This is a genomic window from Pseudomonadaceae bacterium SI-3, from assembly GCA_004010935.1.
In the GTDB taxonomy this organism is placed as follows: domain Bacteria; phylum Pseudomonadota; class Gammaproteobacteria; order Pseudomonadales; family Pseudomonadaceae; genus Stutzerimonas.
In genome coordinates, this window is record CP026511.1 from 4,291,728 (window position 1) to 4,318,570 (window position 26,843).

At 61.8% G+C, this 26,843-nt stretch carries 21 protein-coding genes and 1 riboswitch; of the genes, 11 read left to right on the forward strand and 10 right to left on the reverse strand.

All coding sequences use genetic code 11. The features are described 5' to 3' along the window. Positions 1-85 precede the first annotated feature (85 nt). The 4 genes from pgk to C1896_20025 form a co-directional block, all read right to left on the reverse strand. Positions 86-1,246, reverse strand: a complete 1,161-nt coding sequence (gene pgk, locus C1896_20010) for a phosphoglycerate kinase (GenBank protein AZZ47009.1) — start codon at positions 1,244-1,246, stop codon at positions 86-88. A 77-nt stretch (positions 1,247-1,323) separates the two neighbouring features. After that, the gene (gene epd, locus C1896_20015; protein AZZ47010.1) at positions 1,324-2,370 is read right to left on the reverse strand and encodes an erythrose-4-phosphate dehydrogenase; all 1,047 of its coding nucleotides are present in this window, start codon (positions 2,368-2,370) and stop codon (positions 1,324-1,326) included. A gap of 159 nt (positions 2,371-2,529) precedes the next feature. Continuing rightward, positions 2,530-4,527, reverse strand: coding sequence for a transketolase (gene tkt, locus C1896_20020; GenBank protein ID AZZ47011.1), 1,998 nt, complete (start codon positions 4,525-4,527; stop codon positions 2,530-2,532). A 123-nt stretch (positions 4,528-4,650) separates the two neighbouring features. Then, positions 4,651-5,571, reverse strand: coding sequence for a LysR family transcriptional regulator (locus C1896_20025; GenBank protein AZZ47750.1), 921 nt, complete (start codon positions 5,569-5,571; stop codon positions 4,651-4,653). Positions 5,572-5,733: 162 nt separating this feature from the next. Here C1896_20025 and C1896_20030 point away from each other — a divergent pair, with 162 nt between their 5' ends. The 4 genes from C1896_20030 (at position 5,734) to C1896_20045 (ending at position 9,514) form a co-directional block, all read left to right on the forward strand. Beyond that, the gene (locus tag C1896_20030) at positions 5,734-6,630 is read left to right on the forward strand and encodes an iron hydroxylase (protein AZZ47012.1); all 897 of its coding nucleotides are present in this window, start codon (positions 5,734-5,736) and stop codon (positions 6,628-6,630) included. Next, entirely contained in the window at positions 6,627-7,229 is a 603-nt protein-coding gene (locus tag C1896_20035; GenBank protein AZZ47013.1) for a lysine transporter LysE, read from the forward strand. Before C1896_20030 ends, C1896_20035 begins: the two co-directional genes overlap by 4 nt. Positions 7,230-7,307: 78 nt before the next feature. Continuing rightward, positions 7,308-8,309 (forward strand): ArsR family transcriptional regulator, encoded by a 1,002-nt coding sequence (locus C1896_20040; protein ID AZZ47014.1) that lies wholly within the window; start codon positions 7,308-7,310, stop codon positions 8,307-8,309. Positions 8,310-8,323: 14 nt separating this feature from the next. After that, complete coding sequence (locus tag C1896_20045; GenBank protein AZZ47015.1) at positions 8,324-9,514, forward strand: methionine adenosyltransferase; 1,191 nt, start codon at positions 8,324-8,326, stop codon at positions 9,512-9,514. A 328-nt stretch (positions 9,515-9,842) separates the two neighbouring features. Here C1896_20045 and C1896_20050 read toward each other — a convergent pair whose 3' ends face one another. Both C1896_20050 and C1896_20055 read right to left on the reverse strand, forming a co-directional pair. Continuing rightward, a complete protein-coding gene (locus C1896_20050; protein ID AZZ47016.1) occupies positions 9,843-10,604 on the reverse strand; it encodes a sugar ABC transporter permease in 762 nt (253 codons plus the stop codon). Further along, entirely contained in the window at positions 10,601-11,530 is a 930-nt protein-coding gene (locus C1896_20055; GenBank protein ID AZZ47017.1) for an ABC transporter ATP-binding protein, read from the reverse strand. Before C1896_20055 ends, C1896_20050 begins: the two co-directional genes overlap by 4 nt. Positions 11,531-11,677: 147 nt before the next feature. Here C1896_20055 and C1896_20060 point away from each other — a divergent pair, with 147 nt between their 5' ends. The 3 genes from C1896_20060 (at position 11,678) to C1896_20070 (ending at position 15,187) form a co-directional block, all read left to right on the forward strand. Next, positions 11,678-13,009: a ferric reductase gene (locus C1896_20060; GenBank protein ID AZZ47018.1), complete on the forward strand. Its 1,332-nt coding sequence runs from the start codon at positions 11,678-11,680 to the stop codon at positions 13,007-13,009. Between the two features lie 64 nt (positions 13,010-13,073). Continuing rightward, positions 13,074-14,747 (forward strand): NAD-dependent DNA ligase LigB, encoded by a 1,674-nt coding sequence (locus tag C1896_20065; GenBank protein ID AZZ47019.1) that lies wholly within the window; start codon positions 13,074-13,076, stop codon positions 14,745-14,747. 59 nt (positions 14,748-14,806) lie between these two features. Beyond that, positions 14,807-15,187 carry a hypothetical protein gene (locus C1896_20070; GenBank protein ID AZZ47020.1) on the forward strand — a complete coding sequence of 127 codons (381 nt, stop codon included), beginning with the start codon at positions 14,807-14,809 and terminating at the stop codon, positions 15,185-15,187. 17 nt (positions 15,188-15,204) lie between these two features. On the opposite strand, the gene C1896_20075 is transcribed toward C1896_20070, so the two are convergent. Next, positions 15,205-15,654: a cytochrome C gene (locus tag C1896_20075; GenBank protein AZZ47021.1), complete on the reverse strand. Its 450-nt coding sequence runs from the start codon at positions 15,652-15,654 to the stop codon at positions 15,205-15,207. 72 nt (positions 15,655-15,726) lie between these two features. Then, positions 15,727-16,161, reverse strand: coding sequence for a hypothetical protein (locus tag C1896_20080; GenBank protein ID AZZ47022.1), 435 nt, complete (start codon positions 16,159-16,161; stop codon positions 15,727-15,729). A 158-nt stretch (positions 16,162-16,319) separates the two neighbouring features. Between C1896_20080 and C1896_20085 the strand changes: the two genes are divergently transcribed. From C1896_20085 to C1896_20100, 4 genes are all read left to right on the forward strand, one after another. Continuing rightward, a complete protein-coding gene (locus C1896_20085; GenBank protein AZZ47023.1) occupies positions 16,320-17,573 on the forward strand; it encodes a sodium:proton antiporter in 1,254 nt (417 codons plus the stop codon). A 93-nt stretch (positions 17,574-17,666) separates the two neighbouring features. Then, a riboswitch (S-adenosyl-L-homocysteine riboswitch) is annotated at positions 17,667-17,760 on the forward strand. Between the two features lie 23 nt (positions 17,761-17,783). Further along, entirely contained in the window at positions 17,784-19,193 is a 1,410-nt protein-coding gene (locus C1896_20090; protein AZZ47024.1) for an adenosylhomocysteinase, read from the forward strand. An 80-nt stretch (positions 19,194-19,273) separates the two neighbouring features. Beyond that, a complete protein-coding gene (gene metF / locus C1896_20095) occupies positions 19,274-20,125 on the forward strand; it encodes a methylenetetrahydrofolate reductase [NAD(P)H] (GenBank protein ID AZZ47025.1) in 852 nt (283 codons plus the stop codon). Positions 20,126-20,357: 232 nt separating this feature from the next. After that, positions 20,358-22,175 (forward strand): DEAD/DEAH box helicase, encoded by a 1,818-nt coding sequence (locus C1896_20100; protein AZZ47026.1) that lies wholly within the window; start codon positions 20,358-20,360, stop codon positions 22,173-22,175. 103 nt (positions 22,176-22,278) lie between these two features. On the opposite strand, the gene C1896_20105 is transcribed toward C1896_20100, so the two are convergent. Further along, a complete protein-coding gene (locus tag C1896_20105; protein ID AZZ47027.1) occupies positions 22,279-23,709 on the reverse strand; it encodes a multidrug transporter in 1,431 nt (476 codons plus the stop codon). Then, positions 23,706-26,840, reverse strand: a complete 3,135-nt coding sequence (locus C1896_20110; GenBank protein ID AZZ47028.1) for a hydrophobe/amphiphile efflux-1 family RND transporter — start codon at positions 26,838-26,840, stop codon at positions 23,706-23,708. The genes C1896_20105 and C1896_20110 overlap by 4 nt, the downstream gene beginning before the upstream one ends. Positions 26,841-26,843 lie beyond the last annotated feature (3 nt).

Here is a 26,843-nt window from a genome sequence, read left to right on the forward strand (position 1 = left end):
TCGTCTGGACAGAACAGAGACAGCAACCAGTCGCAGGGGTTGCCTTTGCCGTTACGCTTGTAACGACAAAAGGCCATCAGCCGTTTTACTTTGCACGCTGCTCCAGCACTTCCACAGCAGGCAGAACCTTACCTTCGACGAATTCGAGGAAAGCACCGCCGCCGGTAGAAATGTAGGAAATCTTTTCGCTCACGCCATACTTATCGATAGCCGCCAGCGTGTCGCCGCCGCCAGCGATAGAGAATGCCGGGCTTTGCGCGATGGCCTGAGCCAGCACCTTGGTGCCGTTGCCAAACTGATCGAACTCGAACACACCGACCGGGCCGTTCCAGAGGATGGTCTTCGACGACTTCAGCAGTTCGGCGAAATTGGCTGCGGTCTGCGGGCCGATGTCCAAAATCATGTCGTCTTCGGCGACGTCCGCGACTGCCTTGACGGTCGCTTCAGCATCTTCAGCGAAAGCCTTGGCCACGACCACATCGACCGGCAGCGGCACGCTGACCTTGGCGGCGATGGCCTTGGCAGTGTCGACCAGATCAGCTTCGTACAACGACTTGCCCACCGGGAAACCGGCCGCAGCGAGGAAGGTGTTAGCGATACCACCGCCGACGATCAGCTGGTTGCAGACCTGGCTCAGGCTGTTGAGCACGTCCAGCTTGGTGGAGACTTTGGAGCCGGCGACAATGGCTGCCATCGGCTGAGCGGGGCTCTTCAGCGCTTTGCCCAGGGCATCCAGCTCGGCTGCGAGCAGCGGACCGGCACAGGCCACCTTGGCGAATTTGGCCACACCGTGGGTCGAACCCTGGGCGCGGTGCGCAGTGCCGAAGGCGTCCATGACGAACACATCGCACAGCGCCGCGTACTGCTGCGCCAGCTCGTCGGTGTTCTTCTTTTCACCCTTGTTGAAACGCACGTTCTCCAGCAGCACCAGCTCACCCGCCTGCACCTGGACGCCGTTCAGGTAATCCTTGACCAGCGGGACTTCGCGATCTAGCGCCTTGCTCAGGTAATCAGCGACCGGCTTGAGGCTGTCTTCCTCGCTGTAGACGCCCTCTTCCGGACGACCCAGGTGTGAGCAGACCATCACCGCTGCGCCCTTTTCCAGTGCCAGCTTAATGGTTGGCAGCGAAGCGAGGATGCGCGCATCGCTTTTAACCGCGCCATCCTTCACCGGCACGTTGAGATCCTCCCGGATCAGCACGCGCTTACCCTGGAGGTCGAGGTCGGTCATCTTCAAAACGGTCATGTGATCTTCCTTAAGTTCAAGAACGGCGATTTTTGTAAGCTGCGGCCGGCCAGGTACAGCCCGCCAGACAGTGACTGTTAGGCGCGGTGGGCGACGCGCAAATAATGATCGGCCACGTCGAGCATGCGGTTGGCAAAACCCCACTCGTTGTCGAACCAGGCCAGCAGGTTCACCAGCCGCGGCCCGGAGGCGCGCGTCAGGCTGCCATCGACGATCGCCGAATGCGGGTCGTGGTTGAAATCACAGCTGGCGTGGGGCAGCTCGGTATATGCGAGCAGGCCTTTCAACGGGCCGGATAGCGCGGCTTCCCGCAGAATCCGATTGATCGTCGGCGCATCCGTATCGCGGGAGGTCTGCACGGTGATATCCAGACATGACACGTTCACCGTCGGCACCCGCACGGCTTTGGCCTGAATCCGCCCCGAGAGTTCCGGCAGCAGGCGTTCGATGCCTTTTGCCAGACCGGTCGACACAGGGATCACCGACTGGAAAGCCGACCGCGTGCGGCGCAGATCATCGTGGTGATAGGCGTCGATGACCGGCTGATCGTTCATCGCCGAGTGAATCGTGGTGATCGAGACGTAATCGAGCCCGATGGCATCGTTGAGCAGCTGGAGCAGCGGTACGCCGCAGTTGGTAGTGCAGGACGCGTTGGAGACCAGTCGTTCGGCTCCCGTCAGCTGCTCATGGTTGATGCCCATGACCACCGTCGCATCAACGTCAGCGGCCCCGCTCATGGGTTGCGAAAACAACACGCGTGGAACACCAGCCGCGAGAAAGCGCTCCCCGCCGGCACGCGTGTTGTAGGCACCGGAACACTCGAGCACCAGGTCCACGCCCAGATCGCGCCAATCGACCGCTTCAGGCGTCGACTCGCGCAAGACCTTTACGCAGTGGCCGTTCAGATGCAGGCAATCGCCTTCCACCGCCACGTCGCCGGGAAAGCGGCCATGGGTAGAGTCGAAACGGGTGAGGTACTCAAGACTGGCCATGTCGGCGAGGTCGTTGAGGGCGACGATCTCGAAATCGAAGGCCGCGTTGCGCTCATAGAAGGCTCGCAACACGCAGCGACCAATGCGACCGTAGCCGTTGAGGGCAATGCGGTAGGGGACATTTCGGGGCATTCGCGGCTCGCCTTATGCGAGCTGGAAGCTGGAAGCTATACACTCGAAGTGGCTCGTGACGCCGCCACCCCGATGTTGAGCCGCCACTTCTCAGCTGCTGTGATCTCGCAAACCTGAGCTGGAAGCCCCTTACTCAGGCTCCAGCTCGCAGCTTAGCTATCAGTCTTCCAGCAGCTCTTCAGCCACCGCAAGGATGTTGTCGACCGTAAAGCCGAACTCCTCGAACAGCTGACCAGCCGGGGCCGACTCGCCGTAGGTGGTCATGCCGATGATGCGGCCGTCGAGGCCAACGTACTTGTACCAGTAGTCGGCATGCGCCGCCTCGATGGCGATGCGCGCGCCAACTTCCACCGGCAGCACGTGCTGCTTCCAGGACGCATCCTGGGCATCGAAGACGCTGGTGCACGGCATCGAGACGACACGCACGTTGCGGCCCTGCTCAGTCAGCTTGTCGTAGGCCTGAACGGCTAGCCCAACTTCCGAACCGGTGGAAATGAGGATCAGCTCCGGCTCGCCGACGCAGTTCTTGAGGATGTAACCACCCTTGGCAATGGACGCTTCGGTTTCGTTGTCGCGGATGTGATACGGCAGGTTCTGGCGCGAGAAGATCAGCGCGCTCGGGCCGTCCTTGCGTTCGACCGCATGCTTCCAAGCGACAGCGGACTCGACTGTGTCGGCCGGACGCCAGGTATCCAGGTTCGGCGTGGTGCGCAGGCTGGTGAGCTGCTCGATCGGCTGGTGAGTCGGGCCGTCTTCGCCAAGACCAATGGAGTCATGCGTGAAGACGTAGAGCACACGCTGCTTCATCAGCGCCGACATGCGCACCGCGTTGCGCGCGTACTCCATGAACATCAGGAAGGTCGCGCCGTAGGGAATCAGGCCGCCGTGAAGGGCGACGCCGTTCATGATGGCGCTCATGCCGAACTCGCGCACGCCGTAGTACATGTAGTTGCCCGAGGCATCCTCGGCGACCACCGGCTTGCAGCCCTTCCACAGCGTCAGGTTGGAGCCGGCCAGATCCGCCGAGCCACCAAGCAGTTCCGGCAGCAGCGGGCCAAAAGCGTTCAGGCAGTTCTGGCTGGCCTTGCGGCTGGCAATGGTTTCGCCCTTGGTGGCAACTTCGCGAATGAACGCCGAAGCTTTCTCAGCGAAGTCTTCCGGCAGCTCGCCGGCCATGCGGCGCTTGAACTCGGCGGCCAGGGCCGGGAATTCGGTTTCGTAGGCAGCGAAGCGCTTGTTCCATTCGTTCTCGGCGTCCGCGCCCTTCTGCTTGGCATCCCACTCGGCGTAGATGTCAGCGGGAATTTCGAACGGGCCGTGCTTCCAGCCCAACGCCTCGCGGGTCAGGGCGATCTCGGCGTCGCCAAGCGCGGCGCCATGGGATTCTTCCTTGCCCTGCTTGTTCGGCGAGCCGAAGCCGATGATGGTCTTGCAGCAGATCAACGTCGGGCGGTCGCTCTTGCGCGCGGTTTCGAGGGCGATCTGAATTTCGTCGGCGTCATGGCCATTGACGTTACGAATGACCTGCCAGCCGTAGGACTCGAAGCGGCGCGGCGTGTCATCGGTGAACCAGCCATGGACTTCGCCATCAATGGAGATGCCGTTGTCGTCGTAGAAGGCGATCAGCTTGTTCAGCGCCAGGGTGCCGGCCAGGGAGCAGACTTCGTGGGAAATCCCTTCCATCAGGCAGCCGTCGCCCATGAACACATAGGTGTGGTGGTCGACGATGTCGTGGCCGGGACGATTGAACTGTGCGGCCATAACCTTCTCCGCCAAGGCGAAGCCCACGGCGTTGGCTAGGCCCTGACCCAGCGGACCGGTGGTGGTCTCAACGCCGGCGGTGTAGCCGAACTCGGGATGGCCCGGGGTTTTGCTGTGCAATTGCCGGAAGTTCTTCAGGTCGTCGATGGACAGGTCGTAACCGGTCAGGTGCAGCAACGAGTAGATCAGCATCGAGCCGTGGCCGTTGGACAACACGAAACGGTCGCGGTCGGCCCACAGAGGGTTGGTCGGGCTGTGCTTCAGATGATCGCGCCAGAGAACCTCGGCGATGTCCGCCATGCCCATGGGGGCACCCGGGTGGCCGCTGTTGGCTTTCTGCACGGCATCCATGCTGAGGGCGCGGATGGCATTGGCTCGCTCACGACGGCTGGGCATCGCTGAATCTCCTGCGGGGTAGCTTCTGAAACGAAGGGGGCGGAAAAAGGCGGCCATTTTCCCCTACCGCGGGTGGCGGGGCAATGACTGAATAAGCGCCGCGGGGCCGCCAATGCCCTCTAATTAGTCGAGCAGCCTGACGCCACAGCTGCCGATGTCCGGCAAATGTTGCAGCAAATAGTCCTTCATGCGCGTCAGCGTCAGGGGCGGCTCTCCCGCTGCCGGCCAGACCAGGTAATAGCTGTCGCCGGAGCGCACTGCCTGGTCGAACGGCAGCATCAGCGAGCCTTTGCGCAACTCGGCGTCGACCAGGGCCAGATCGCCGATTGAGATGCCATGCCCCTGTGCTGCTGCGGAAATCCCCAGCTCCAGCGTGTCGAACAGCTTGCCCTGCTGCCAGGCGACAGCCTCGACCCAACCGACCCGTTGCAGCCAGCGGCGCCAGTCTCGGCAGTCGCGCGACGGGTGAATCAGCTCTGCATCAGCGAGGCGTGCAGCCGTCCAGGGTGATCCCCCCTGATAGTCCGGCGAACACACCGGCACCAGCCATTCATCGAACAACTTGATCCGGTTCCAGTCTGCCGGAAACCCGCCATGCCCCAGCAGGATGGCGCAATCGAAGGGTTCGTTGTGGAAGTCCACCGAATCGAGGTCCATCCAGGCACTGGTCAGTTGCACGCGATCCTGCGGATGGGTGAGTTGGAAATTCTCCAGCGCACCGAGCAGCCAACGCATGGTCAGGGTGGAAGGGGCTTTCAGCCGGAGCGCGTCCTGCTGGCGGTTGATGGCGATGCAGGCGTTTTCGATGGTACGGAAGCCGACCTTGAGTTCCTGCGCCAGCAGCCGTCCGGTGTCGGTCAGCGCCAATCGCGAACCGCGACGCTCGAAAAGAGAGCAGCCGAGGCTTTCTTCCAGCGTCTTCACGTGCCGACTGACAGCACTCTGGGTGATGCACAGGCTTTCAGCGGCCTGTGTAAATGACCCGAAGCGTGCCGCGACCTCAAAGGCACGCAGCGCATAAAGCGGCGGCATGCGCAACGTCATGCCACCAGTCTCCGGCATGAGTAAAACTCATCGGAGATGGCCGTTTTTTCCATTTTGCAACCCTCCAGGGCCCACCAATACTCGCCGGCAATCGGGCCAGCCATGCGCTGGCACCGACTCAATAAGAGGCCTCTGCCTTGTATAACGCTAGGGAAGGATGACATGCCCACTCGCGAGTTCGATCAACTTTTGTCTGCCAGTATTCGTCACGGGGGGCTCAGTCAGGCGCAGATAGCGGACATCCTTGATTTCAAGCTGTTCGGCAACGCCAAGGGTTTTGTCCTGTTGGAAGACACGGAAATCGGCGAGATCCCGCCGACGCCCGCCTCACGCACCGACCTTAACAAGATCGACGACCGCAGCGAGCGCCTGCTCTTGCAAGCCACCGCGCTGCTGGGAGAGCCGATCGGCTACGTGCAGGAATCGGGCGGTTGCATCGTCAACAACTTCTTCCCGCAGCAGACGCAGTCACGTGCCGCGACCTCGGACAGCTTCGACACCGAACTCGACCTGCACACCGAAAATGCCTTCCACGCCATCCAGCCGGACTACCTGCTGCTCCTCTGCCTGCGTCAGGATCCGGCTGCCGAGGCCGTCACCTACATCGCATCGGCCGAGCGCATCCTCGAGCGACTTTCCTACGAAGACCAGGTGTTCTTTCTCAACGAGCCCTACAACTTTCTGTCCGACTACGGCCACAGCGAAAAGAACCAGCGCATCGATATCAACAAGCATCAGACCGTGCTGTACGGCGACCCTGACGCCCCCTTTCTGCGCTTCGATCCACAATTCATGGTCGCCTACAGCGATCGGGCTCAGCGCGCGCTGGACCGACTTCGCGCCGTTGCATGGGAAGTGGTCGAGCCAGTGCGCCTCACGCGCGGCGACCTGCTGATTATCGACAACCGTCGCACGGCACACGCACGCAGCCCCTTCACTGCCCGTTTCGATGGCAGCGATCGCTGGATGCAGCGCACCTTCGCCAGCTGCAACCTGCGCTTCTATACAGAAAAGCTGGGCAAGCAATCGCGCATCTTCGAACTGGTAACCGAGCTATGAACGCCACCTATCTCGCCTTTGCCGCCGCGGTCGCCTTGCTGATCGCCTCCCCTGGCCCGGTCGTCGCGCTGGTGGTCGCCGACGCCCGACGCAGCTGGCCGGCCTGGACCATTCTCGGCGGTGTGCTTTCGGCGCAAATGCTGCTGATCGCTGCGCTGATGGTGATCTATCTGGCCCTGGACCTGAAACCGGTGATTCTCGAATGGGGCCAGGTGCTCGGCGGGCTCTACCTGATCTGGCTCGGTGCCGACGGCCTCTGCGGCGGCGGTGGAGAAGCCAAGGAGTTGCCGCGCCCGCAATCGCATTACTTCTGGCGGGCCATGGCGGTCGGACTGTCCAACCCCAAGGACATCCTGTTCTTTCTCGCCTTTCTGCCAGGCTTCATTCTGCCGGCGCAACCCTTCGCGCCGCAGGCGCTGGCGCTGATCGCCATTTGGGCACTAGTCGATGTTTCGATTTTGATCACCTACAGCCTGGTGTCACGCCAGTTGTCGAGCAATGACCGCCTGCAGGGGCTACTCGATCTGCTGCCCAATTTCTTTCTACTGGCGCTGGGTCTGGTGTCCTGCGGCATGGGCGTCAACAGCCTGATCCGTTAAGGCGCTGCTTGTCCAATATCAAAACTTTTTGATATTGGCATTGCTGGACGAAAATCGACCGACTAGACTGCGCTGCCTATGAGCCTGCGCATTCCCCAGATATCTTTCGACGACAGCGATCAGCTCGCCGCCCTGTGCAAGGCCGGCGGCGATTCGCTGCGGCTGAACGTACTGCGCGCGCTGGCGAGCGACTCGTTCGGCGTGCTCGAGCTGGCGCAGATTTTTGCCACCGGACAATCCGGCATCAGCCATCACCTCAAGGTACTGACCCAGGCCGGCCTGCTGGCGACGCGCCGAGAAGGCAATGCGATCTTCTATCGCCGCGCCCTGCCCCAGAGCGACAACCTTGGCGGCAGGCTGCATGCAGCCCTGCTCGAAGAGGTCGATCAGCTGAGCCTGCCGCTCGATGTGCAGGCGCGCATTGCCGCGGTGCATGCCCAGCGCAGTGCCGCCAGTGAAGACTTCTTCGCAAGGATGGCCGGTAGCTTCCAGGCGCGGCAGGACATGATCGCCGGCTTCCCGCAGTACCGCGACAGCGTGGTCGCATTACTCGATGCGCTGAATCTTCCAGCCCAGGCCACAGCGCTGGAAGTAGGCCCCGGCGACGGCAGCTTTCTGCCGGAACTGGCACATCGGTTTGCCCGAGTAGTCGCAGTGGACAACAGTGCGGCGATGCTCGAGCTGGCTCGCTCACGTTGCGAGCGGGATGCGCTGGAAAATGTCGAGTTGAAACTTGCCGACGCGTTGCAGGACGAATGTCCGTCAGCCGACTGCGTTGTGCTGAACATGGTTTTGCATCATCTGGCCGCGCCGGGTGAAGCACTCAAGCAACTGGCGCGGCTGGTGAACATGGGCGGTAGCCTGCTGATCACCGAGCTGTGCAGCCACAACCAGAGTTGGGCCAGGGAGGCCTGCGGCGACCTCTGGTTGGGCTTCGAACAGGATGATCTGGCCCGTTGGGCCGATGCCGCGGGGCTCACGCCCGGCGAGAGCCTCTACATTGGCTTGAAGAACGGTTTTCAGATCCAGACCCGGTACTTTTCCCGGCTCGCCCCTGACAGCCGACTCACCCACCGGTAATTAGGAACCGATAGATGAGCGAATATTCGATTTTCACCTCCGAGTCCGTGTCCGAAGGGCACCCGGACAAGATTGCCGACCAGATTTCCGATGCGGTGCTGGACGCCATCATCGCCGAGGACAAGCATGCCCGCGTGGCCTGTGAGACGCTGGTCAAGACCGGCGTTGCGATCGTCGCTGGCGAAGTCACCACCAGCGCCTGGGTCGACCTTGAGCAGCTGGTACGCGACGTCATCATCGACATCGGCTACAACAGCTCGGAAGTCGGCTTCGATGGTGCCACCTGCGGCATCATCAACATCATCGGCAAGCAGTCGGTGGACATCGCCCAAGGCGTCGACCGCAGCAAGCCGGAAGACCAGGGCGCCGGCGATCAGGGCCTGATGTTCGGCTACGCCAGCAACGAAACCGACGTGCTGATGCCGGCTCCGATCCGCTTCTCCCACGCACTGGTCGAGCGCCAGGCTGAAGCGCGCAAGAACGGCCTGCTGCCGTGGCTGCGTCCGGACGCCAAGAGCCAGGTCACCTGCCGCTACGAAGGCGGCAAGGTGGTCGGCATCGACGCCATCGTGCTCTCAACCCAGCACAACCCGGAGGTCAAGCATTCGGACCTCAAGGAAGCGGTGATGGAGTTGATCGTCAAGCACGTGATCCCGGCCGAGCTGCTGCACAAGGACACCCAGTTCCATATCAACCCGACCGGCCAGTTCATCATAGGCGGCCCGGTGGGCGACTGCGGCCTGACCGGGCGCAAGATCATCGTCGACACCTACGGCGGCATGGCCCGTCATGGCGGCGGCGCCTTCTCCGGCAAGGACCCGTCCAAGGTCGACCGTTCGGCTGCTTACGCTGGCCGTTATGTGGCGAAGAACATTGTCGCCGCCGGCTTGGCCGAGCGCTGCGAAATCCAGGTTTCCTACGCCATCGGCGTGGCCCAGCCGACGTCGATCTCGATCAATACCTTCGGCACCAGCAAACTCAGCGACGAAAAGATCGTCGCCCTGGTCCGCGAGCATTTCGATCTGCGTCCGTACGCAATCACCACCATGCTCGACCTGCTGCACCCGATGTACAAGGCCACCGCCGCCTATGGCCACTTCGGCCGTACTCCAGTTGAAATGACGGTCGGTGGCGACACCTTCACCGCCTTCACCTGGGAAAAGACCGACAAAGCCGACACCCTGCGCGCTGCTGCCGGGCTCTGACCCGCCTCAATCCGTAGGGTGGGCTTTAGCCCACCCTACGGAGCTGTCGCCAACTCGGTGGGCTGAAGCGGAACGCCGCCCGGCCCACCCTACGAGGCGGCCAAGCGCATGAAAAAGCCCCGCCAGCGAAAGCCGGACGGGGCTTTTTTACAGGTGCGACGGTTCTCTGCCACCCCGACAAGGCCGACGCCCCGCAGCACCGCTTCGGCCCCGACCCGCCCCAAACCGTAGGGTGGGCTTCAGCCCACCACCACGGACCTGCCAGCAACGCGGTGGATTGAAAAGTCTCCGTACGAGACGACCAGCGCATGGAGAAGCCCCGCCCGGCTCAATTCTTCAGACGATAACCCGTCTTGAAGATCCACCAGATCAGCACCAGACACAGCGCCAGGAAGCCGAGCGTCATCGCCAAGCTGATCCCTACGTTTACGTCGGAGACCCCATAGAAGCTCCAGCGAAAGCCGCTGATGAGGTACACCACCGGATTGAACAGTGTGACCTTTTGCCAGACTGGAGGAAGCATCTCGATGGAATAGAAGCTGCCGCCGAGAAAGGCCAAAGGCATGACGATCAGTGACGGCACGATCTGCAGCTTTTCCCAACCATCCGCCCAGATGCCGATGATGAAACCGAACAGGCAGAAGGTCACCGCGGTGAGCACCAGGAACAGCGCCATCACCCAGGGATGTGCAATCTCGTAGTCGACGAACAACCGAGCGGTCAGCAGGATCACCAAGCCGAGAATGATGGACTTGGTCGCAGCGGCGCCGACATAGCCGATGACGATCTCAAGATATGACACCGGCGCCGACAGCACTTCGTAGATAGTCCCCGAATAGCGCGGCATGTAAATGCCGAACGAGGCGTTGGAAATGCTCTCGGTGAGCAGCGCCATCATGATCAGGCCGGGGATGATAAAGGCGCCGTACGGAATGCCGTGCATCGCCTCCATCCGCGAGCCGATAGCCGAACCAAACACTACGAAGTACAGCGACGTGGATATGACTGGCGTGGCGATGCTCTGCAGCAGCGTGCGCCAGGTGCGCGCCAGCTCGAACAGGTAGATGGCACGGATTGCATGGAAATTCATGTGCGGCTGCCCTTTACCAAGCTGACGAAAATTTCTTCCAGCGAACTCTGGCTCGACTGCAGGTCCTTGAAGTCGATGCCGTGCTCGGCGAGACGTCTGAGTAGCTCGGCGATGCCGGTGTCCTCGTGCTGGGCATCGAAGGTGAACACCAGCTGATTGCCTGAGTCGACCAGTTCGAGCGGATAGCTGGCCAGATCCGCCGGAATCTCGGCCAGCGGACGTTGCAGATGCAGGGTCAGCTGCTTGGTGCCAAGCTTCTGCATCAGCGCTTTCTTGTCCTCGACCAGGATGATCTCGCCCTTGCTGATCACGCCGATGCGATCAGCCATCTCCTCGGCCTCTTCGATGTAGTGCGTAGTCAGGATGATGGTTACCCCGCGCTCACGCAGACGGCGGACCATCTCCCACATATCGCGGCGCAGCTCGACGTCAACGCCTGCCGTGGGCTCGTCGAGAAACAGGATGGTCGGCTCGTGGGACAGGGCCTTGGCGATCATCACGCGGCGCTTCATGCCGCCGGACAGCTCGATGATGCGCGCGCTCTTCTTGTCCCAAAGCGACAGGTCGCGCAGCAACTGCTCCAGGTAGGCGTCATCCGGCGCCTTGCCGAACAGTCCGCGGGAAAAGCGCACCGTCGCCCAGACACTCTCGAAGCCTTCATTGAAGAGTTCTTGTGGCACCAGGCCGATCTTGGAACGTGCGGCGCGGTAGTCATCGATGATGTCGAAGCCATCGACCCGCACTCGACCGCTACCGGGATTGACGATCCCGCAGATGATGCTGATCAGCGTGGTTTTGCCTGCACCGTTGGGCCCGAGCAGGGCGAAGATCTCGCCCTTGTGGATCTCCAGATCGATCTGCTTGAGCGCTGGATGCCCCGACGCATAGGTCTTGGTGAGGTGCTCGATGGTGATCACGGGTTGCACTGATGAATCACTCCGCAAAACATTTGGCTGGCGATTGTACGACGCAGTTAATTAGCTCACTAATCAATGCCGTTGATAACGATCATGCCCACCACTGCATCGCAAGCGCATGCTTCTCATGCTTCATCACAGCAGAGGGGCACCGCCATGCAACGGATCAGACTGGCCTTAGTCACATTGTTCATCACCGTGACCCTTCTCTGGCTCGCTACTGCGGGCGGCATCACTGGCGGCTATCCCCGTTTCTGGCCGCTGCGCGCAGACATGGTTCACTACAGTGGCGCTCTTGCCATCAGCGCAATGAGCGTGGCGATCTACCTCGCCATCCGCCCCCAGTGGCTGGAGCGCCTGCTGGGTGGCCTGGACAAGAGCTATCGGCTGCATAAATGGCTGGGAATCGGCGTGTTGGTGGTATCAACCGTACATTGGGGCTGGGCGCAGATTCCGAAATGGCTGGTGGGGTTGGGCTGGCTCGCAGCCCCTGCCCGACGCGGCGCCGGCAAAGCCGAGGATGGCCTGCTCGGCTGGCTGCATGGGCAACGGGGGTTCGCTGAGGACATCGGCGAATGGGCCTTCTATGTCGCCGCGTTACTGATTGTTCTCGCACTGATAAAACAGTTCCCGTACCGCTGGTTCTTCAAAACCCATCGCTGGCTGGCACTGGTCTATCTGGTGCTGGCGGTACACAGCCTCATGCTGATGCCACCCGCCTATTGGCCGTCACTACTGGGTGCGGTGATAGCCGTGTTGCTTATCGGCGGAACCTTTGCCGCTATCGTTTCGCTATTGCGCCAGGTCGGACGCGCACATCAGGTTGTGGGCCGCGTCGATGGCCTGACCTATCACCCCGACAATCAGGTTCTGCATGTGAATGTATTGCTGGAAGGGCCCTGGCCCGGCCACAAACCCGGACAATTTGCCTTTGCCAGCTTTGAGGAAAAGGAAGGACCACATCCTTTCAGTCTTTCCAGCGCCTGGCAAAACGACGGCAAGCTCTCCTTCTCAATCAAGGGGCTCGGGGACTACACCCGCCGTTTGCCGCAAACCCTGCACAACGGCGATGCGGTTACGGTAGAAGGCCCTTACGGCTGCTTTGACTTCAGCGGGCACAAAGCCGGGCAAATCTGGGTAGCGGGCGGCATTGGAATCGCCCCGTTCATGAGCCGGCTACACGCGCTGGAGGGCAGCAGCAAGGACAACACCATCGATCTGTTCTATTGCACCAGCGCACCGGACCAACGCTTCATCGCGCAGCTGCAAGCACTCGCTGCGTCCGCCCGGATACGTCTGCACGTACAGGTGGCCAGGGAGCATGGTCGGCTCACGCCTGACCAGATCCGCCAAGAGGTGCCAGACTGGCTGCAGCGTGACGTCTGGTTCTGCGGGCCGGCCCGCTTCGGCAGCAAACTGCGCCAAGACCTGACCGAGCACGGCCTGCCAGCCAGCGATTTCCATCAGGAATTGTTCAACATGCGCTAGCGCACGGCCTCAGCTGACCCTGCGGAGCAGAATGGGCGACCTCAACGAGCAAGGATGCTCTTCTATGCAGCGCTTGATTGCGACAGCACTCTGTACTTTCTCCTGCCTGGCAATGGCGGATTGCCCTGACTGGCCGAACCGCCGCGCTGAAACGGAGATCGCAGCCTTGGCCGCCCAGGTGGCGCAATGGGACGACACCTACCATCGGCGCGGTCTCTCGCTGGTCGACGACGAAATCTACGACCAGACCCGGCGGCGTCTGGAGCAATGGCAAGAATGCTTTGCTGCAATCAACGCAACACCTGCGGCGGACCCGCTTGACGGCGCCGAAGGGCCCGTAGCCCATCCGGTCGCCCAAACCGGCCTGGCCAAGGTTGCCGATGCCGAAGCGGCCAAGGACTGGCTCACGGCCCGCTCGGATGTGTGGGTCCAGCCCAAAGTCGATGGCGTCGCGGTAACGCTGCATTACCAACAGGGTTTACTGGTCCGGGTGGTGAGCCGCGGCGACGGCAGCCATGGACAGGACTGGACCGACCGCGCCCGGCAACTGCAGGCCATACCGCTGCAGCTGCCGATCAAAGAAGAATTGATCCTGCAGGGCGAGCTGTACTGGCGCTTGCCGGACCATGTGCAAGCGCAAGCCGGCAGTGCCGGGGCGCGCAGCAAGGTCACCGGAGCGATGGCGAAGTTGGTGCTGGATGAGGCGACCGCGGCACAGATCGGCCTGTTCATCTGGGACTGGCCCAACGGCCCGGCCGACATGCGATCTCGCCTCGCAGGCCTGGTGGCGATGGGATTCGATGAAAGCGCTGCGCTGACCGTGCCGCTGGAAACTGTGGAACAAGCTGGCCATTGGCGTGACCACTGGTTCCGCCATAGTCTTCCGTTCGCCAGTGATGGGATCGTGCTGCGCCAGGGTGAGCGCCCGGACGCCTCCCGCTGGCAGGCCCAGCCGCCGCACTGGGCAATTGCCTGGAAATATCCGCTGCGCACGGCCGTTACCCGGGTGCGCGAGGTGACATTCAGCATCGGTCGCAGCGGCAGAATCACACCGGTACTGCAGCTGGAGCCGGTACAGCTCGATGACCGCCTTGTCAGCCGCGTCAGCCTCGGGTCCGTGAGGCGTTGGCAGCAGGCAGACGTACAACCTGACGATCAGGTCGCGATCGCCCTGGCCGGCCTGACCATCCCGCGCTTCGAGCGTGTTGTCTGGCGCATGCAGCAGCGGCGGCGAGTCGAAGCGCCCACGCCGGACGACTACCACTTCATGAGTTGCTGGCATGCCAGCCCCGGCTGCGATCAGCAGTTCGTCGCACGCCTCGTCTGGCTCAGCGGAAAGAAAGGGCTCGACCTGCCCCACCTGGGACCGGGGACTTGGCAGGCATTGGTGGAAGCCAGGCTGGTCGATGACCTGCTTGACTGGCTGCACCTCGATCAGCGTCGTTTGCAACAGGTGCCAGGTATCGGCGAAGCCAGCGCCAGCACACTGGTCGCCAGTTTTCAGCTGGCACGCACCCGCCCTCTCACCAGTTGGCTACGGGCGCTCGGCGCGCCACCGGGGGCCGATGCAATTCCGGCCGACAGCTGGAGCGACCTTGACGCAATCTCCCAGACGCAATGGCAGGCGGCGCCCGGCATCGGGGCGAAACGCGCTAAGCAGCTTCGGACCTTCTTCACGGCGCCGGAAATCCTCCGGCTGCGTCAGCAACTGCGTGAGGTCGGCATTGCCGGGTTCTGAGGGCACTTCACCGCCGGACTCCAGTCTTATGACATCACAACAACAAAAAGGACCTGTGCATGACCGGCCGGCACAATCCCTTCGCGTATCTGCTGATCTGTCTCTGTTGCAGTGTGCCAACGATGGCCATGGCAGAGACGGACGCGACCTGCAGCGAACCGCGCGAGCGCATCAGCCAGCAAATCAAGGACGCACGTCTGAAGGGCGATAGCAGCCAGCGCGCGTTACTAGAGGCTCAACTGCAACACCTGACCGAGCGCTGCAGTGGCGTGGTCCCGTTGCAACCCAACCACGCCGAGATCGAACGCGCGATGCGCCTGGCTACGACGCGTGAAGCGCAGCTGCGCGAGGCCTTGGGAACAGGCGATCCTCAGGTGATCGAAGTGAGCAAACGACGCCTGGATCAGGCCCGCAAGGAGCTGGAAGCAGCCAAGCGCTGATCGGTGCACCGCCTCGATCAATAAGCGCGGAACTCCTTGTGGCACGCTTCGCAGGCGTCTTCTACCTGCTGAAACGCCGGCGCGACGCTTTCGGACGTCACCGGCGTCTGAGTGGTCGCGGCAACGAGCGCGGCAGTTCGGGCTTCTAGCTCTCGGGCCATCTGGTTAAATCGCGCCTGCTGCTGCCATACATCGTCGCGCGCATCGCTCTGCGCTTCCTTCACTTCCGGGTAATGCTGCCAGGGCTGACGGGACAGCTGATCCAGCTTCGCCGCTCCGCTGGTGAAGCCTTCTGGATCGAACGGCAAGCGACCGCGCAGCATGCCGCCCAGGTCCTCTTTGACGTCGAGCATCTGCTGATAGATCGCCTTGCGTTTGCCGAGCGGAGAGTTGGGATCGATACGATCACAGCCAGCCAACAGCGCCAACACGGCGACCAGCGACACACTCAACGGCAACAGCTTCATGGTTCTACCACTCGGAAATACAACGGCCGGCGATTATCGCCCCTGCCGGCCGTATCACCAAACGTCACAAGCCTACTGCGACCATTCACCACCCGCGCTTTCACAGTCGACCTTGGCCTGGGCGTGGTCCGTTGCCTTGTAGTAGAAGGTGACAATGCGAGCCTGCTCGGGCACCGTCGTGGGCGCGGGCGTGCTGGTGGCCTGACTGCCAGTGGCGCGCTCGTTGGCCAGCGTCGCGGGCGTCAACGCGGCAGTACAGACGCCGAAGTGACCGGATGGGCAACTTTCGAGGATCTCCCGGCGAGAATTCTTCACCGCCTCGTTGTTTTGACAGACCCAGTCAATATTGTTGTCTTGCATGCCCTCGTAGCGAAAACACTTTTCGGTCGCCACCGGCGGCGGCACTGCGCCGGAGGTTTCGGCGCTGACGTAGCAGGAATTGGCGGCAGCCGGCAGGCTCAACCCGGCCGCAATGGCTAGCAGAACAGAACGAAACAAGAGGTTCATGTTGGCAGCTCCTGAAAGGATCACTCGCCCGGCGAGGTTCACCGAACCTTACCGTTCGACCCTTCAGGCCGTGGCTGAGTTCGCGAATCGCCTGGCACCATTTGCCTCGAACCCTAGTCCACTCTGCATTCGCCCATCGATGCTGCCCTGAGGACCCCATGCTCGAACTTTCGGCCATTTTCATCAGCCTCACCGCACTGCTCGCCTACCTCAACTACCGTTTCATCGGCTTGCCGCCCACCATCGGCGTAATGGCCACGGCACTGGTGTTTTCGCTGCTGCTTCATGGCTTGACCATGCTGGGCCTGCCGCTGCTGGAAGCGCAGATCGAAACCCTGGTTGGCCGGATCGACTTCAACCATCTGTTGATGGATGGGATGTTGTCGTTTCTGCTCTTTGCCGGCGCACTGCACATCAACCTGGCCGACTTGCGCGCCCGCCGTTGGGCGATAGGTCTGCTGGCCACCGTGGGCGTGCTGTTCTCCACTGCCGTGATCGGCTTCGGTAGCTGGTGGATCCTCGACCTGTTCGGCTTGCAGCCGCCGTTGATCTACTGCCTGCTGTTCGGCGCGCTGATCTCGCCGACCGACCCGATCGCCGTGCTCGGCATCATGCGCTCGGCCGGCGCGCCAAAAGCGCTGGAAACCACCATCGTCGGTGAGTCGCTGTTCAATGACGGGGTCGCGGTGGTGGTCTTCACCGTGCTCCTGGGTGTGCTAGCGCGGGGGGAGGCTCCGGGCGCGGGCGAGGCTGTCTGGCTGTTCGTCGAGGAAGCCGGCGGCGGCATGCTGCTCGGTGCGCTGCTCGGCGCATTGACGTTTGCCCTGCTCAAGAGCATCGACCAATACCAGGTGGAGGTCCTGCTGACCCTGGCGCTGGTCCTGGGTGGTTACACCCTGGCAACCCATCTGCACCTTTCCGGTCCGATCGCGATGGTGGTGGCCGGCCTGATCATCGGTAACCAGGGGCGGCGCCACGCGATGTCGGATCATACCCGGGAGAACCTGGACAATTTCTGGGAGCTGCTCGACGAGATCCTCAACGCGGTGCTGTTCGTGCTGATCGGCATGGAATTGGTGCTGCTGCCCTTCAGCGCGCAATACCTGCTGATCGCACTGTGCATCACACTGTTGATTCTGGGCACGCGCCTGGTGTCCGTCGGGCCGCCCGCGCTGCTGCTGCGAAAAATGGGTCGCGCACTGCCCAATGGAACGGTACGCATCCTGACCTGGGGTGGGCTGCGAGGCGGCATTTCTGTAGCTTTGGTGCTGGCGCTGCCAGCCAGCGACGAGCGCAATCTGCTGCTGAACATCACCTATCTCATCGTGCTGTTCTCGATTTTGGTCCAGGGATTGAGCATCGGTCGGCTGGTCCGCCAAATCTGCACGCGCGACAGCAGCGGCGGTCACTGACCGAGAGCACTGCGCCGGGCTTGGGATTGCTCGCGGTCACGGCTATAATCGCCTAGCTCTACACCGCCGACACTGCTCGGCCGTGCCCGCCACCTGTCCGAGGGGCGCTGCAGCAGGCTTACCTTCAGGGGGGTCTGTCAGGCTCGGATAGGGCGTTAACCATACGCATCAACGGCGCCCATTCGCACAAAACGAATGGAGAACTCTTTAATGAGCGCTGTCATGACGCCTGCCGGTTTCAACGATTTCAAGGTCGCCGACATTTCCCTGGCTGACTGGGGTCGTCGCGAAATCATCATCGCCGAATCGGAAATGCCCGCCCTGATGGGCCTGCGCAACAAGTACGCCGGTGAACTCCCGCTCCAGGGCGCGAAGATCCTCGGCTGCATTCATATGACCATCCAGACCGCCGTGCTGATCGAGACGCTGACTGCCCTCGGCGCCGAAGTCCGCTGGTCTAGCTGCAACATCTTCTCGACTCAGGATCAAGCCGCCGCAGCCATCGCCGCAGCCGGTACTCCGGTGTTCGCCTGGAAAGGCGAAACCGAGGAAGAGTACGAGTGGTGCATCGAGCAGACCATCCTCAAGGACGGCCAGCCGTGGGACGCCAACATGATCCTCGACGACGGCGGCGACTTGACCCAGATACTGCATGACAAGTACCCCCAGGTACTCGAGCGCGTACATGGTGTCACCGAGGAAACCACCACCGGCGTGCATCGCCTGCAGGACATGCTGAAGAAAGGCACCCTGAAGATCCCGGCGATCAACGTCAACGACTCGGTCACCAAGAGCAAGAACGACAACAAGTACGGCTGTCGCCACAGCCTCAACGACGCCATCAAGCGCGCCACCGACCATTTGCTGTCCGGCAAGCAGGCACTGGTAATCGGCTACGGCGACGTAGGTAAGGGCTCGGCCCAGTCACTGCGTCAGGAAGGGATGATCGTCAAGGTTTCGGAAGTCGACCCGATCTGCGCCATGCAGGCGTGCATGGACGGCTATGAGCTGGTGTCTCCTTACAAGGACGGCCTCAACGACGGCACCGACGCCTGCATCGACGCGGCCCTGCTGGGCAAAATCGATCTAATCGTCACCACCACCGGCAACGCAAACGTATGCGACGCCGGCATGCTCAAGGCGCTGAAGAAGCGCGCGCTGGTCTGCAACATCGGCCACTTCGACAACGAGATCGATACCGCCTTTATGCGCAAGAACTGGGCGTGGGAAGAGGTCAAGCCGCAGGTGCACAAGATCCACCGCACCGGCCCGGGCAGCTTCGATGCGCATAACGATGATTACCTGATTCTGCTGGCCGAAGGCCGTCTGGTGAACCTGGGCAACGCAACCGGCCACCCGAGCCGGATCATGGATGGTTCGTTCGCCAACCAGGTGCTGGCGCAGATCCACCTGTTCAACGAGAAGTTCGCTGACCTGCCGGTTATCGAAAAGACCAAGAACGTCACCGTGATGGTGCTGCCGAAGAAGCTCGACGAGGAAGTTGCAGCCGAAATGGTCAAGGGCTTCGGTGGGGTCATCACCCGCCTGACCCCGACCCAGGCCGAGTACATTGGCGTGGAAGTCGAAGGTCCGTTCAAGCCGGATAGCTACCGCTACTAATAACGGCCAGAGCCGCACCAGCGCTTTGCACGAGCCAGCTCGGTCAAGCGCGGTGTGGCTGATCGCCGAAAGGAATTGTCATGTCACAAACACGTAGCCATAGCTTCAGCTTCGAGTTCTTCCCGACCAAGACCGACGCCGGGCACGAAAAACTTCTGGCCACCGCCAGGCGCCTGGCCGAATACAAACCGGACTTCTTCTCCTGCACCTACGGTGCCGGCGGTTCGACGCGTGATCGCACCCTCAATACCGTGCTGCAGCTCGACGGCGAAGTGAAGGTCTCCACGGCGCCGCATCTGTCCTGCGTTGGCGACACTAAGGCTGAATTGCGCGAACTGCTGAACATCTACAAGGACGCCGGGATCCAGCGCATCGTCGCCCTGCGCGGCGACCTGCCCTCCGGCATGGGCATGGCCAGCGGGGAGCTGCGCTATGCCAATGAGCTGGTGGAATTCATTCGCGCCGAAACGGGCGATCATTTCCATATCGAAATCGCGGCTTATCCGGAGATGCATCCGCAGGCGCGCCATTTCGAAGATGACCTGGCCAATTTCGTGCGCAAGGCCAAGGCCGGTGCTGACAGCGCCATCACCCAGTACTTCTTCAACGCCGACTGCTACTTCTACTTCGTCGAGCGCGTGCGCAAGCTGGGTGTGGACACGCCGATCGTCCCGGGCATCATGCCGATCACCAACTACAGCAAGCTGGCGCGCTTCTCCGACGCCTGCGGTGCGGAAATTCCGCGCTGGGTGCGCAAGCAGCTGGAAGCCTACGGCGACGACATGGAAAGCATCCAGGCTTTCGGCACGCAAGTGATCACCGAGATGTGCGAGAAATTGCTCGCCGGTGGCGCGCCTGGGCTGCACTTCTACACCCTGAACCAGGCCGAACCCAGCCTGGCCGTCTGGGAAAACTTGAAGCTGGTTCGCTGAACTGCCCAGCTCCCTGCGAAACAGGGAGCTGGCCAATGAACCTGCGAACTGCCACACTGTCCTACCAATGCGGCGTTAACAGGCTCTGTTATACTCCGCGCTTCCGCCAGGCTTACGCCCGGATGTCGTTATCGTAGAGATGCGGCAGGACCGGACGGGATCGCACGCCAGTCGCGATTCGAGCCAGGCATGACCATCCCAGGGCAACGCCCTACACAAGACAGGATTACTCATGTCCTTTGCTTCCCTCGGTCTCTCCGAGGCTTTGGCCGGTGCCGTCGAGGCCGCCGGTTACACCCAGCCTACACCGGTGCAACAGCGGGCCATTCCCGCCGTGTTGCAAGGACGCGACCTGATGGTCGCTGCACAGACGGGAACCGGCAAGACCGGTGGCTTTGCCCTCCCCGTACTCGAAATTCTTTTCCCGGGCGGCCATCCTGACCGCGAGCACCGGCACGGTCCGCGCCAGCCGCGCGTACTGGTGCTGACGCCGACACGCGAGCTCGCCGCCCAGGTACACGATAGCTTCAAGCTGTACGCCCGCGACCTGCCGCTGAAAAGCGCGGTGATCTTCGGAGGCGTCGGCATGAACCCGCAGGTTCAAGCCATTGCAAAGGGCCTCGACGTGCTCGTCGCCTGCCCGGGCCGCTTGCTCGACTTGGCGAACCAGAAAGCCGTCGACCTTTCCCACGTGGAGATTCTGGTCCTCGACGAAGCCGACCGCATGCTCGACATGGGCTTTATCCATGACGTCAAGAAGGTCCTCGCCAAGCTGCCGACCAAGCGCCAGAACCTGCTGTTCTCGGCGACCTTTTCCAAGGACATCACCGACCTCGCCAGCAAGTTGCTGCACGAGCCGGAGAAAATCCAGGTCACACCGCCGAACACGACCGTCGAGCGTATCGAGCAGCGTGTTTTTCGTCTGCCATCCACGCACAAACGCGCCCTGCTGGCCCATCTGATCACCAAAGGCGCCTGGGAACAGGTCCTAGTGTTCACCCGCACCAAGCACGGTGCCAACCGCCTTGCCGAGTATCTCGACAAGCACGGTCTGCCGGCAGTCGCGATTCACGGTAACAAGAGCCAGAACGCGCGTACCAAGGCGCTGGCGGATTTCAAGGCCAACCAGGTACGTATCCTGGTCGCCACCGATATCGCCGCGCGCGGGCTGGACATCGACCAGTTGCCTCACGTGGTCAACTTCGAGCTGCCGAACGTCGAGGAAGACTACGTTCACCGGATCGGGCGTACAGGTCGGGCTGGCCGCAGCGGTGAAGCGATTTCGCTGGTCGCACCTGACGAGGAAAAGCTGCTCAAGGGCATCGAGCGGATGACCAAGCAGAAGATTCCGGACGGCGATTTGCTGGGCTTCGACGCCAGCACTATCGAAGCGGAGAAGCCGGAAGTCCGTGAGCCACGCCAGCCACGTCCTGCTCGCAACAGTGAACGCAAACCTCGGGGCGAGCGCGCTGCCAAAACCACCGAAACTGCAGCCAGCGAGCCGAAAGCGGGCGACCGCAACCGTCGCGGGCGCAACAAGCCGCGCAGTGCGCGTCCAGCTCAGGGCTCAGCAGAGCAGACAGCTGCAGCTCCGGTGAGCCGTCCGCCTCGCCTACCGAATGATCGCGCTCCGGACGAATTTCTTGATGACGAAGTCGATAACTTCGGCAACAGCGTCGACTATGTCAGTCCCTACCAGAACAAGCAGGGACGTGGCCGTCGTCCCGGCGCGCCGGCTCAACCGGCTAGCCAGCCACGTGCCGCGGCAGCCCCACGCAACGGCGCTGCCAGTGCAGGCGCTCAAGGTAAAGGCAAGCGTCAAGGGCAGCCTGCACGTGGCGCGCAGCCACGCCGCAAGAACGAAGGGCGTCGGATCGACGGTGACAGCAGTGGTGCCCGCCGGGACGTTGCGGAGAAGCCGAAGGAAAAGCAGCCGGTCATCATCCACAAGGAGTCGAAACTGGACCGACTGCCCAGCATTGAGCAATTGGAACAACTGCCGACCAAGCCTCGCGGCGAGAAGCCAGCATTGCTGACCCGCAATCGCTGAAACGCAGCACGAATAAAAACGCCGCCCTCAAAGGCGGCGTTTTTGTTTGAGCGTTAGCTCGGTAATCACACCATCGACCGACGGCAAGCGTCGCGAGACAGACTCAACCCGACCCTGGGATAGCCTCGGCGTTAGCATCCCAACCGCCGCCCAACGCCTTGAACAACTCGACTTCACTGATCATCTGTGCCAGACGGTCACTGATGTACTGCTGCTGCACTTCGAATAGCTGACGCTGTGCATCGAGCAACGTCAGGTAGCTGTCTACGCCCGTCCGGTAACGCCTCTCGGCGAGACGATAGTAGTCTTCGCTGGTCTCCAACAAGTCACGCTGAGCCTGCAACTGGCGAACATAGGTCGCCTGGGCCGCCAGCCCGTCCGCCACCTCACGGAACGCCGTCTGGATTGCCTGTTCATACTGAGCCACCTGGATGTTGCGGCTGATCTCGGCGTAGTCGAGGTTGGCACGCAGCTGCCCGGCATTGAAGATCGGCACACTGATACTCGGAGAAAAGTTCCAGTAGCTGGAACCACCATCGAACAGCCCGGACAGCTCACTGCTCGCGGTACCTACCGCGCCAGTGAGGCTGATACGCGGAAAGAACGCTGCCCTCGCCGCCCCGATATTCGCGTTGGCAGCGCGTAGCTGATATTCAGCTTGAATGATGTCCGGACGCTTATAGAGCAAGTCCGACGGTAGCCCCACCGGAACCGTGGCCAGCAGGTCGCGCTCCAGCCGACCATCGGCCGGCAAGTTCAACGGAACGCTCTGGCCAAGCAGCAGCGTGAGGGCGTTGCGGTCTTGGGCAACCTGGCGGGTATAACGCTCGATCCCCACTCGTGCGGTATCGACCGCGCTGCGCGCCTGGCTCAACTCGAGCGCCGAGGCTACGCCGACATCGAAGCTGCGCCGAGTAAGTGAGAGGCTTTCCTCATAGGCGTTCAGCGTGTCACGACTCACCTGCAACAGAGCCTGATCGGCCTGCAAGGTCAGCCAGGCATTGGCAACGCTCGCGATCAGACTGATCCGGGTGCTCCGCTGTGCTGCCTCGGTGGCGAAATACTGCTGTAGCGCCTGTTCACGCAGACTACCCAGGCGCCCGAACAAGTCCAGTTCCCACGAGACACCGAGCGTCGCGCTGTACTGGCTGCTGATGGCACCGTCGCCGGTCTGGTTCAGATCTCCAGGCGTTCGAGTACGACTGCCGGCCGCGTCGCCACTTACCAGCGGCAGCAGATCGGCCCGCTGAACACGGTAGAGCGCGCGATACGCATCGACATTTAGCGCCGCAACCCGAAGGTCGCGGTTGTTCTCCAGGGCCACGCGTATCAACTCACGCAGCGCGGGATCCCTGAAGAAGGCCTGCCACTCCATCTCCATCTGCCGCCCTTTCACCGCACTGGCAGAGCCGATGTAAGCCTCGCCCTCGGGCCAGGACTCAGGCGTTGGTGCGTCGGGGCGCTGGTAATCAGGCATTAACGAGCAACCGCTTAGCGCTGCCATCAGCGCCAGGCTCAGTACTGACTTGTTCATTGCGCCTCTCCGTTTTGCTCGTCGCCCACAGTCTTTTTGCGCTTACCCAGCGAAGACACCAGCACATAGAACAGCGGCACCCAGAAGATCGCCAACAGCATGGCGCTGAGCATGCCGCCGATCACACCTGTACCGATCGCATGTTTGCTGCCGGCACCCGCCCCGCTGGAGATCGCCAGCGGAAGTACGCCAAGCATGAATGCCAGTGAGGTCATGATGATAGGACGTAAACGAATGCGGCAGGCTTCGATCGCCGCCTCGGTTAGTGTCATGCCCTGCTCGTGCAAGGTCTTGGCGAACTCGACGATCAGGATTGCGTTACGCGCCGACAAGCCTACGGTGGTCAGCAGACCGACCTGGAAGAAGACGTCATTCGACAACCCGCGCCCCATGGTGAACGCCAGTGCGCCAACAATACCCAGCGGCACAACGAGCATGACCGAGAGCGGAACCGACCAACTCTCGTACAGGGCCGCAAGCGCGAGGAATACCACCAGCAGCGACAGGGCATACAGTGCCGGCGCCTGCGATCCCGACAAACGCTCTTCATAGGACTGGCCAGTCCATGAGAACCCAATGCCAGCCGGCAACTGCGCGGCGATCCGCTCGACCGCAGCCATAGCCTCGCCGGAGCTGTAGCCTGGTGCAGCCGCTCCCAGAATTTCCATCGCCGGCACGCCATTGAAACGAGTCAGCTTAGGCGGGCCATACGTCCACTCACCGGTGGCGAATGCGGTGAAGGGCACCATCTCGCCTGCGGCGTTGCGCACATACCATTTGCCGAGATCCTCCGGGTTCATCCGTGAAGTGGGTTCGCCCTGCATGTAGACGCGCTTGACCCGACCCCGATCGATGAAGTCATTGACGTAACTCGAGCCCCACGCAATCGATAGGGAGTCGTTGATCGCGGCAAGGGAAACCTGAAGAGCACGTGCCTTTTCGTCGTCGATGATCAGCCGATACTGCGGTTCGTCGCGCATCCCGTTGAAACGAACGCCGGTGAGCGCTGGGTCCTCTGCGGCCAGCTGCATGAACTGGTCACGCGCCTTGCTCAGTGCATCATGGCCGAGCCCGGCCTGGTCCTGCAGATATACGTCGAACCCGGTGGCGTTGCCCAACTCCATCACCGCAGGCGGCGCGAAGGCGAACACCATGGCATCGCGAAGACTGAAGAAGTACCCCTGGGCACGCTCAGCCAGCTCGAAGACACCCTGCCCGGGCTCGGTCCGTTCTTCCCATGGCTTGAGCATAATGAAGGCCATGCCTGAACTCTGGCCGCGGCCCGCGAAGTTGAAGCCGGTAATGGTGAACACCGAATTGACCGTCTCGCTTTCCTCGGTCAGCAGATAATCCCGCATCTGTTCGACAACCTCCTGGGTGCGGCTCGCGGTCGAACCGGCAGGCGTCTGCACCTGGGCGAACAGCACACCCTGATCTTCCTCGGGAAGAAAGGCAGTGGGAATGCGGGTGAACATCCAGATCATGATGCCGACAATGAGCAGATACATCAGCAGATAGGGCGCCTTGCGCCGCAACACAGCTTTCACACCACGCTCGTAGCGCAGGGTGCCGCGCTCGAAGGTGCGGTTGAACCAGCCGAAGAAACCGCGTTTGCCCTCATGATCGCCGCTATGCGGTTTGAGGATGGTGGCGCACAGCGCTGGCGTGAAAATCAGCGCGACCAAGACTGAGAGCACCATGGCCGAGACGATGGTGATGGAGAACTGACGATAGATAACCCCGGTAGAGCCACCGAAAAACGCCATCGGCAACAGTACAGCGGAAAGCACCACACCGATGCCTACCAGCGCGCCCTGGATCTGACCCATCGACTTGCGCGTCGCTTCCCGCGCCGAAAGCCCCTCCTCGCGCATCACCCGTTCGACGTTCTCCACCACCACGATGGCATCGTCCACCAGCAGACCGATCGCCAGAATCATGGCGAACATGGTGAGCGTGTTGATGCTGTATCCAAACGTCAGCAGGATCGCAAAAGTGCCGAGGATCACCACTGGCACAGCCAACGTCGGGATCAGCGTTGCCCGCAGGTTCTGCAGGAATAGGAACATCACCAGGAACACCAGCACGAAGGCTTCGATCAAGGTATGCACTACGCCTTCGATGGAGGCCGAGATGACCGGTGTGGTGTCGTAGGGGTAAACCACCTCGACGCCAGGCGGGAAGAAAGGCTCCAGCTCGGAGATCGTCTGACGGACCGCTGTCGCGGTATCAAGCGCGTTGCCACCCGCCGCCAGGCGTATCCCCAAACCTGCTGCAGGCCGGCCGTTGTACTCGGCGCGAATTGCATAGCTTTCGGCACCGAGCTCGACCTTGGCCACGTCACGCAGGCGCACCTGTGATCCATCGGCGTTGACCTTCAGCAAGATCTTCTCGAACTGCTCCGGCGTCTCCAGACGGGTCTTGCCAATGATCGTGGCGTTGAGCTGCTGGGTTTCCACCGCCGGCAAACCACCAAGCTGACCGGATGAAACCTGGACGTTCTGCTCCTGGATCGCAGACCGGACGTCCACTGCGGTCAGTTGGTACTGCTGCAGTTTGGCCGGGTCTAACCAGATCCGCATCGCATACTGGGCGCCGAACACCTGGAAGTCACCGACACCTGGCGTACGGGAGATCGGATCCTGCACATTGGCCACGATGTAGTTGGCCAGGTCGAAGTTGCTCTGCTGTCCGTCCTTGGACACCAGCGCCACCACCATCAGGAAGTTGCGCGCCGACTTCGACACACGTATGCCCTGCTGCTGAACCGCCTGCGGTAGCAGGGGCGTGGCGAGCTGCAGTTTGTTCTGTACCTGTACCTGCGCGATGTCAGGGTCGGTGCCCTGCTCGAATGTCACGTTGATCGTCATGCTGCCATCGGAGTTACTTTCCGATGAGATGTAACGCAGACCATCGAGGCCATTGAGCTGCTGCTCGATGACCTGGACGACGGTGTCCTGAACCGTTCGCGCCGAAGCGCCCGGATAGTTGACCGAAATCGACACGTTCGGCGGTGCGATGCTCGGGTACTGGTTGACTGGCAGTTTGAGGACTGCCAACGCTCCGGCAAGCATCAGCACCAGGGCAATCACCCAGGCAAAGATGGGCCGGTCGATGAAGAACTTGGACATGTC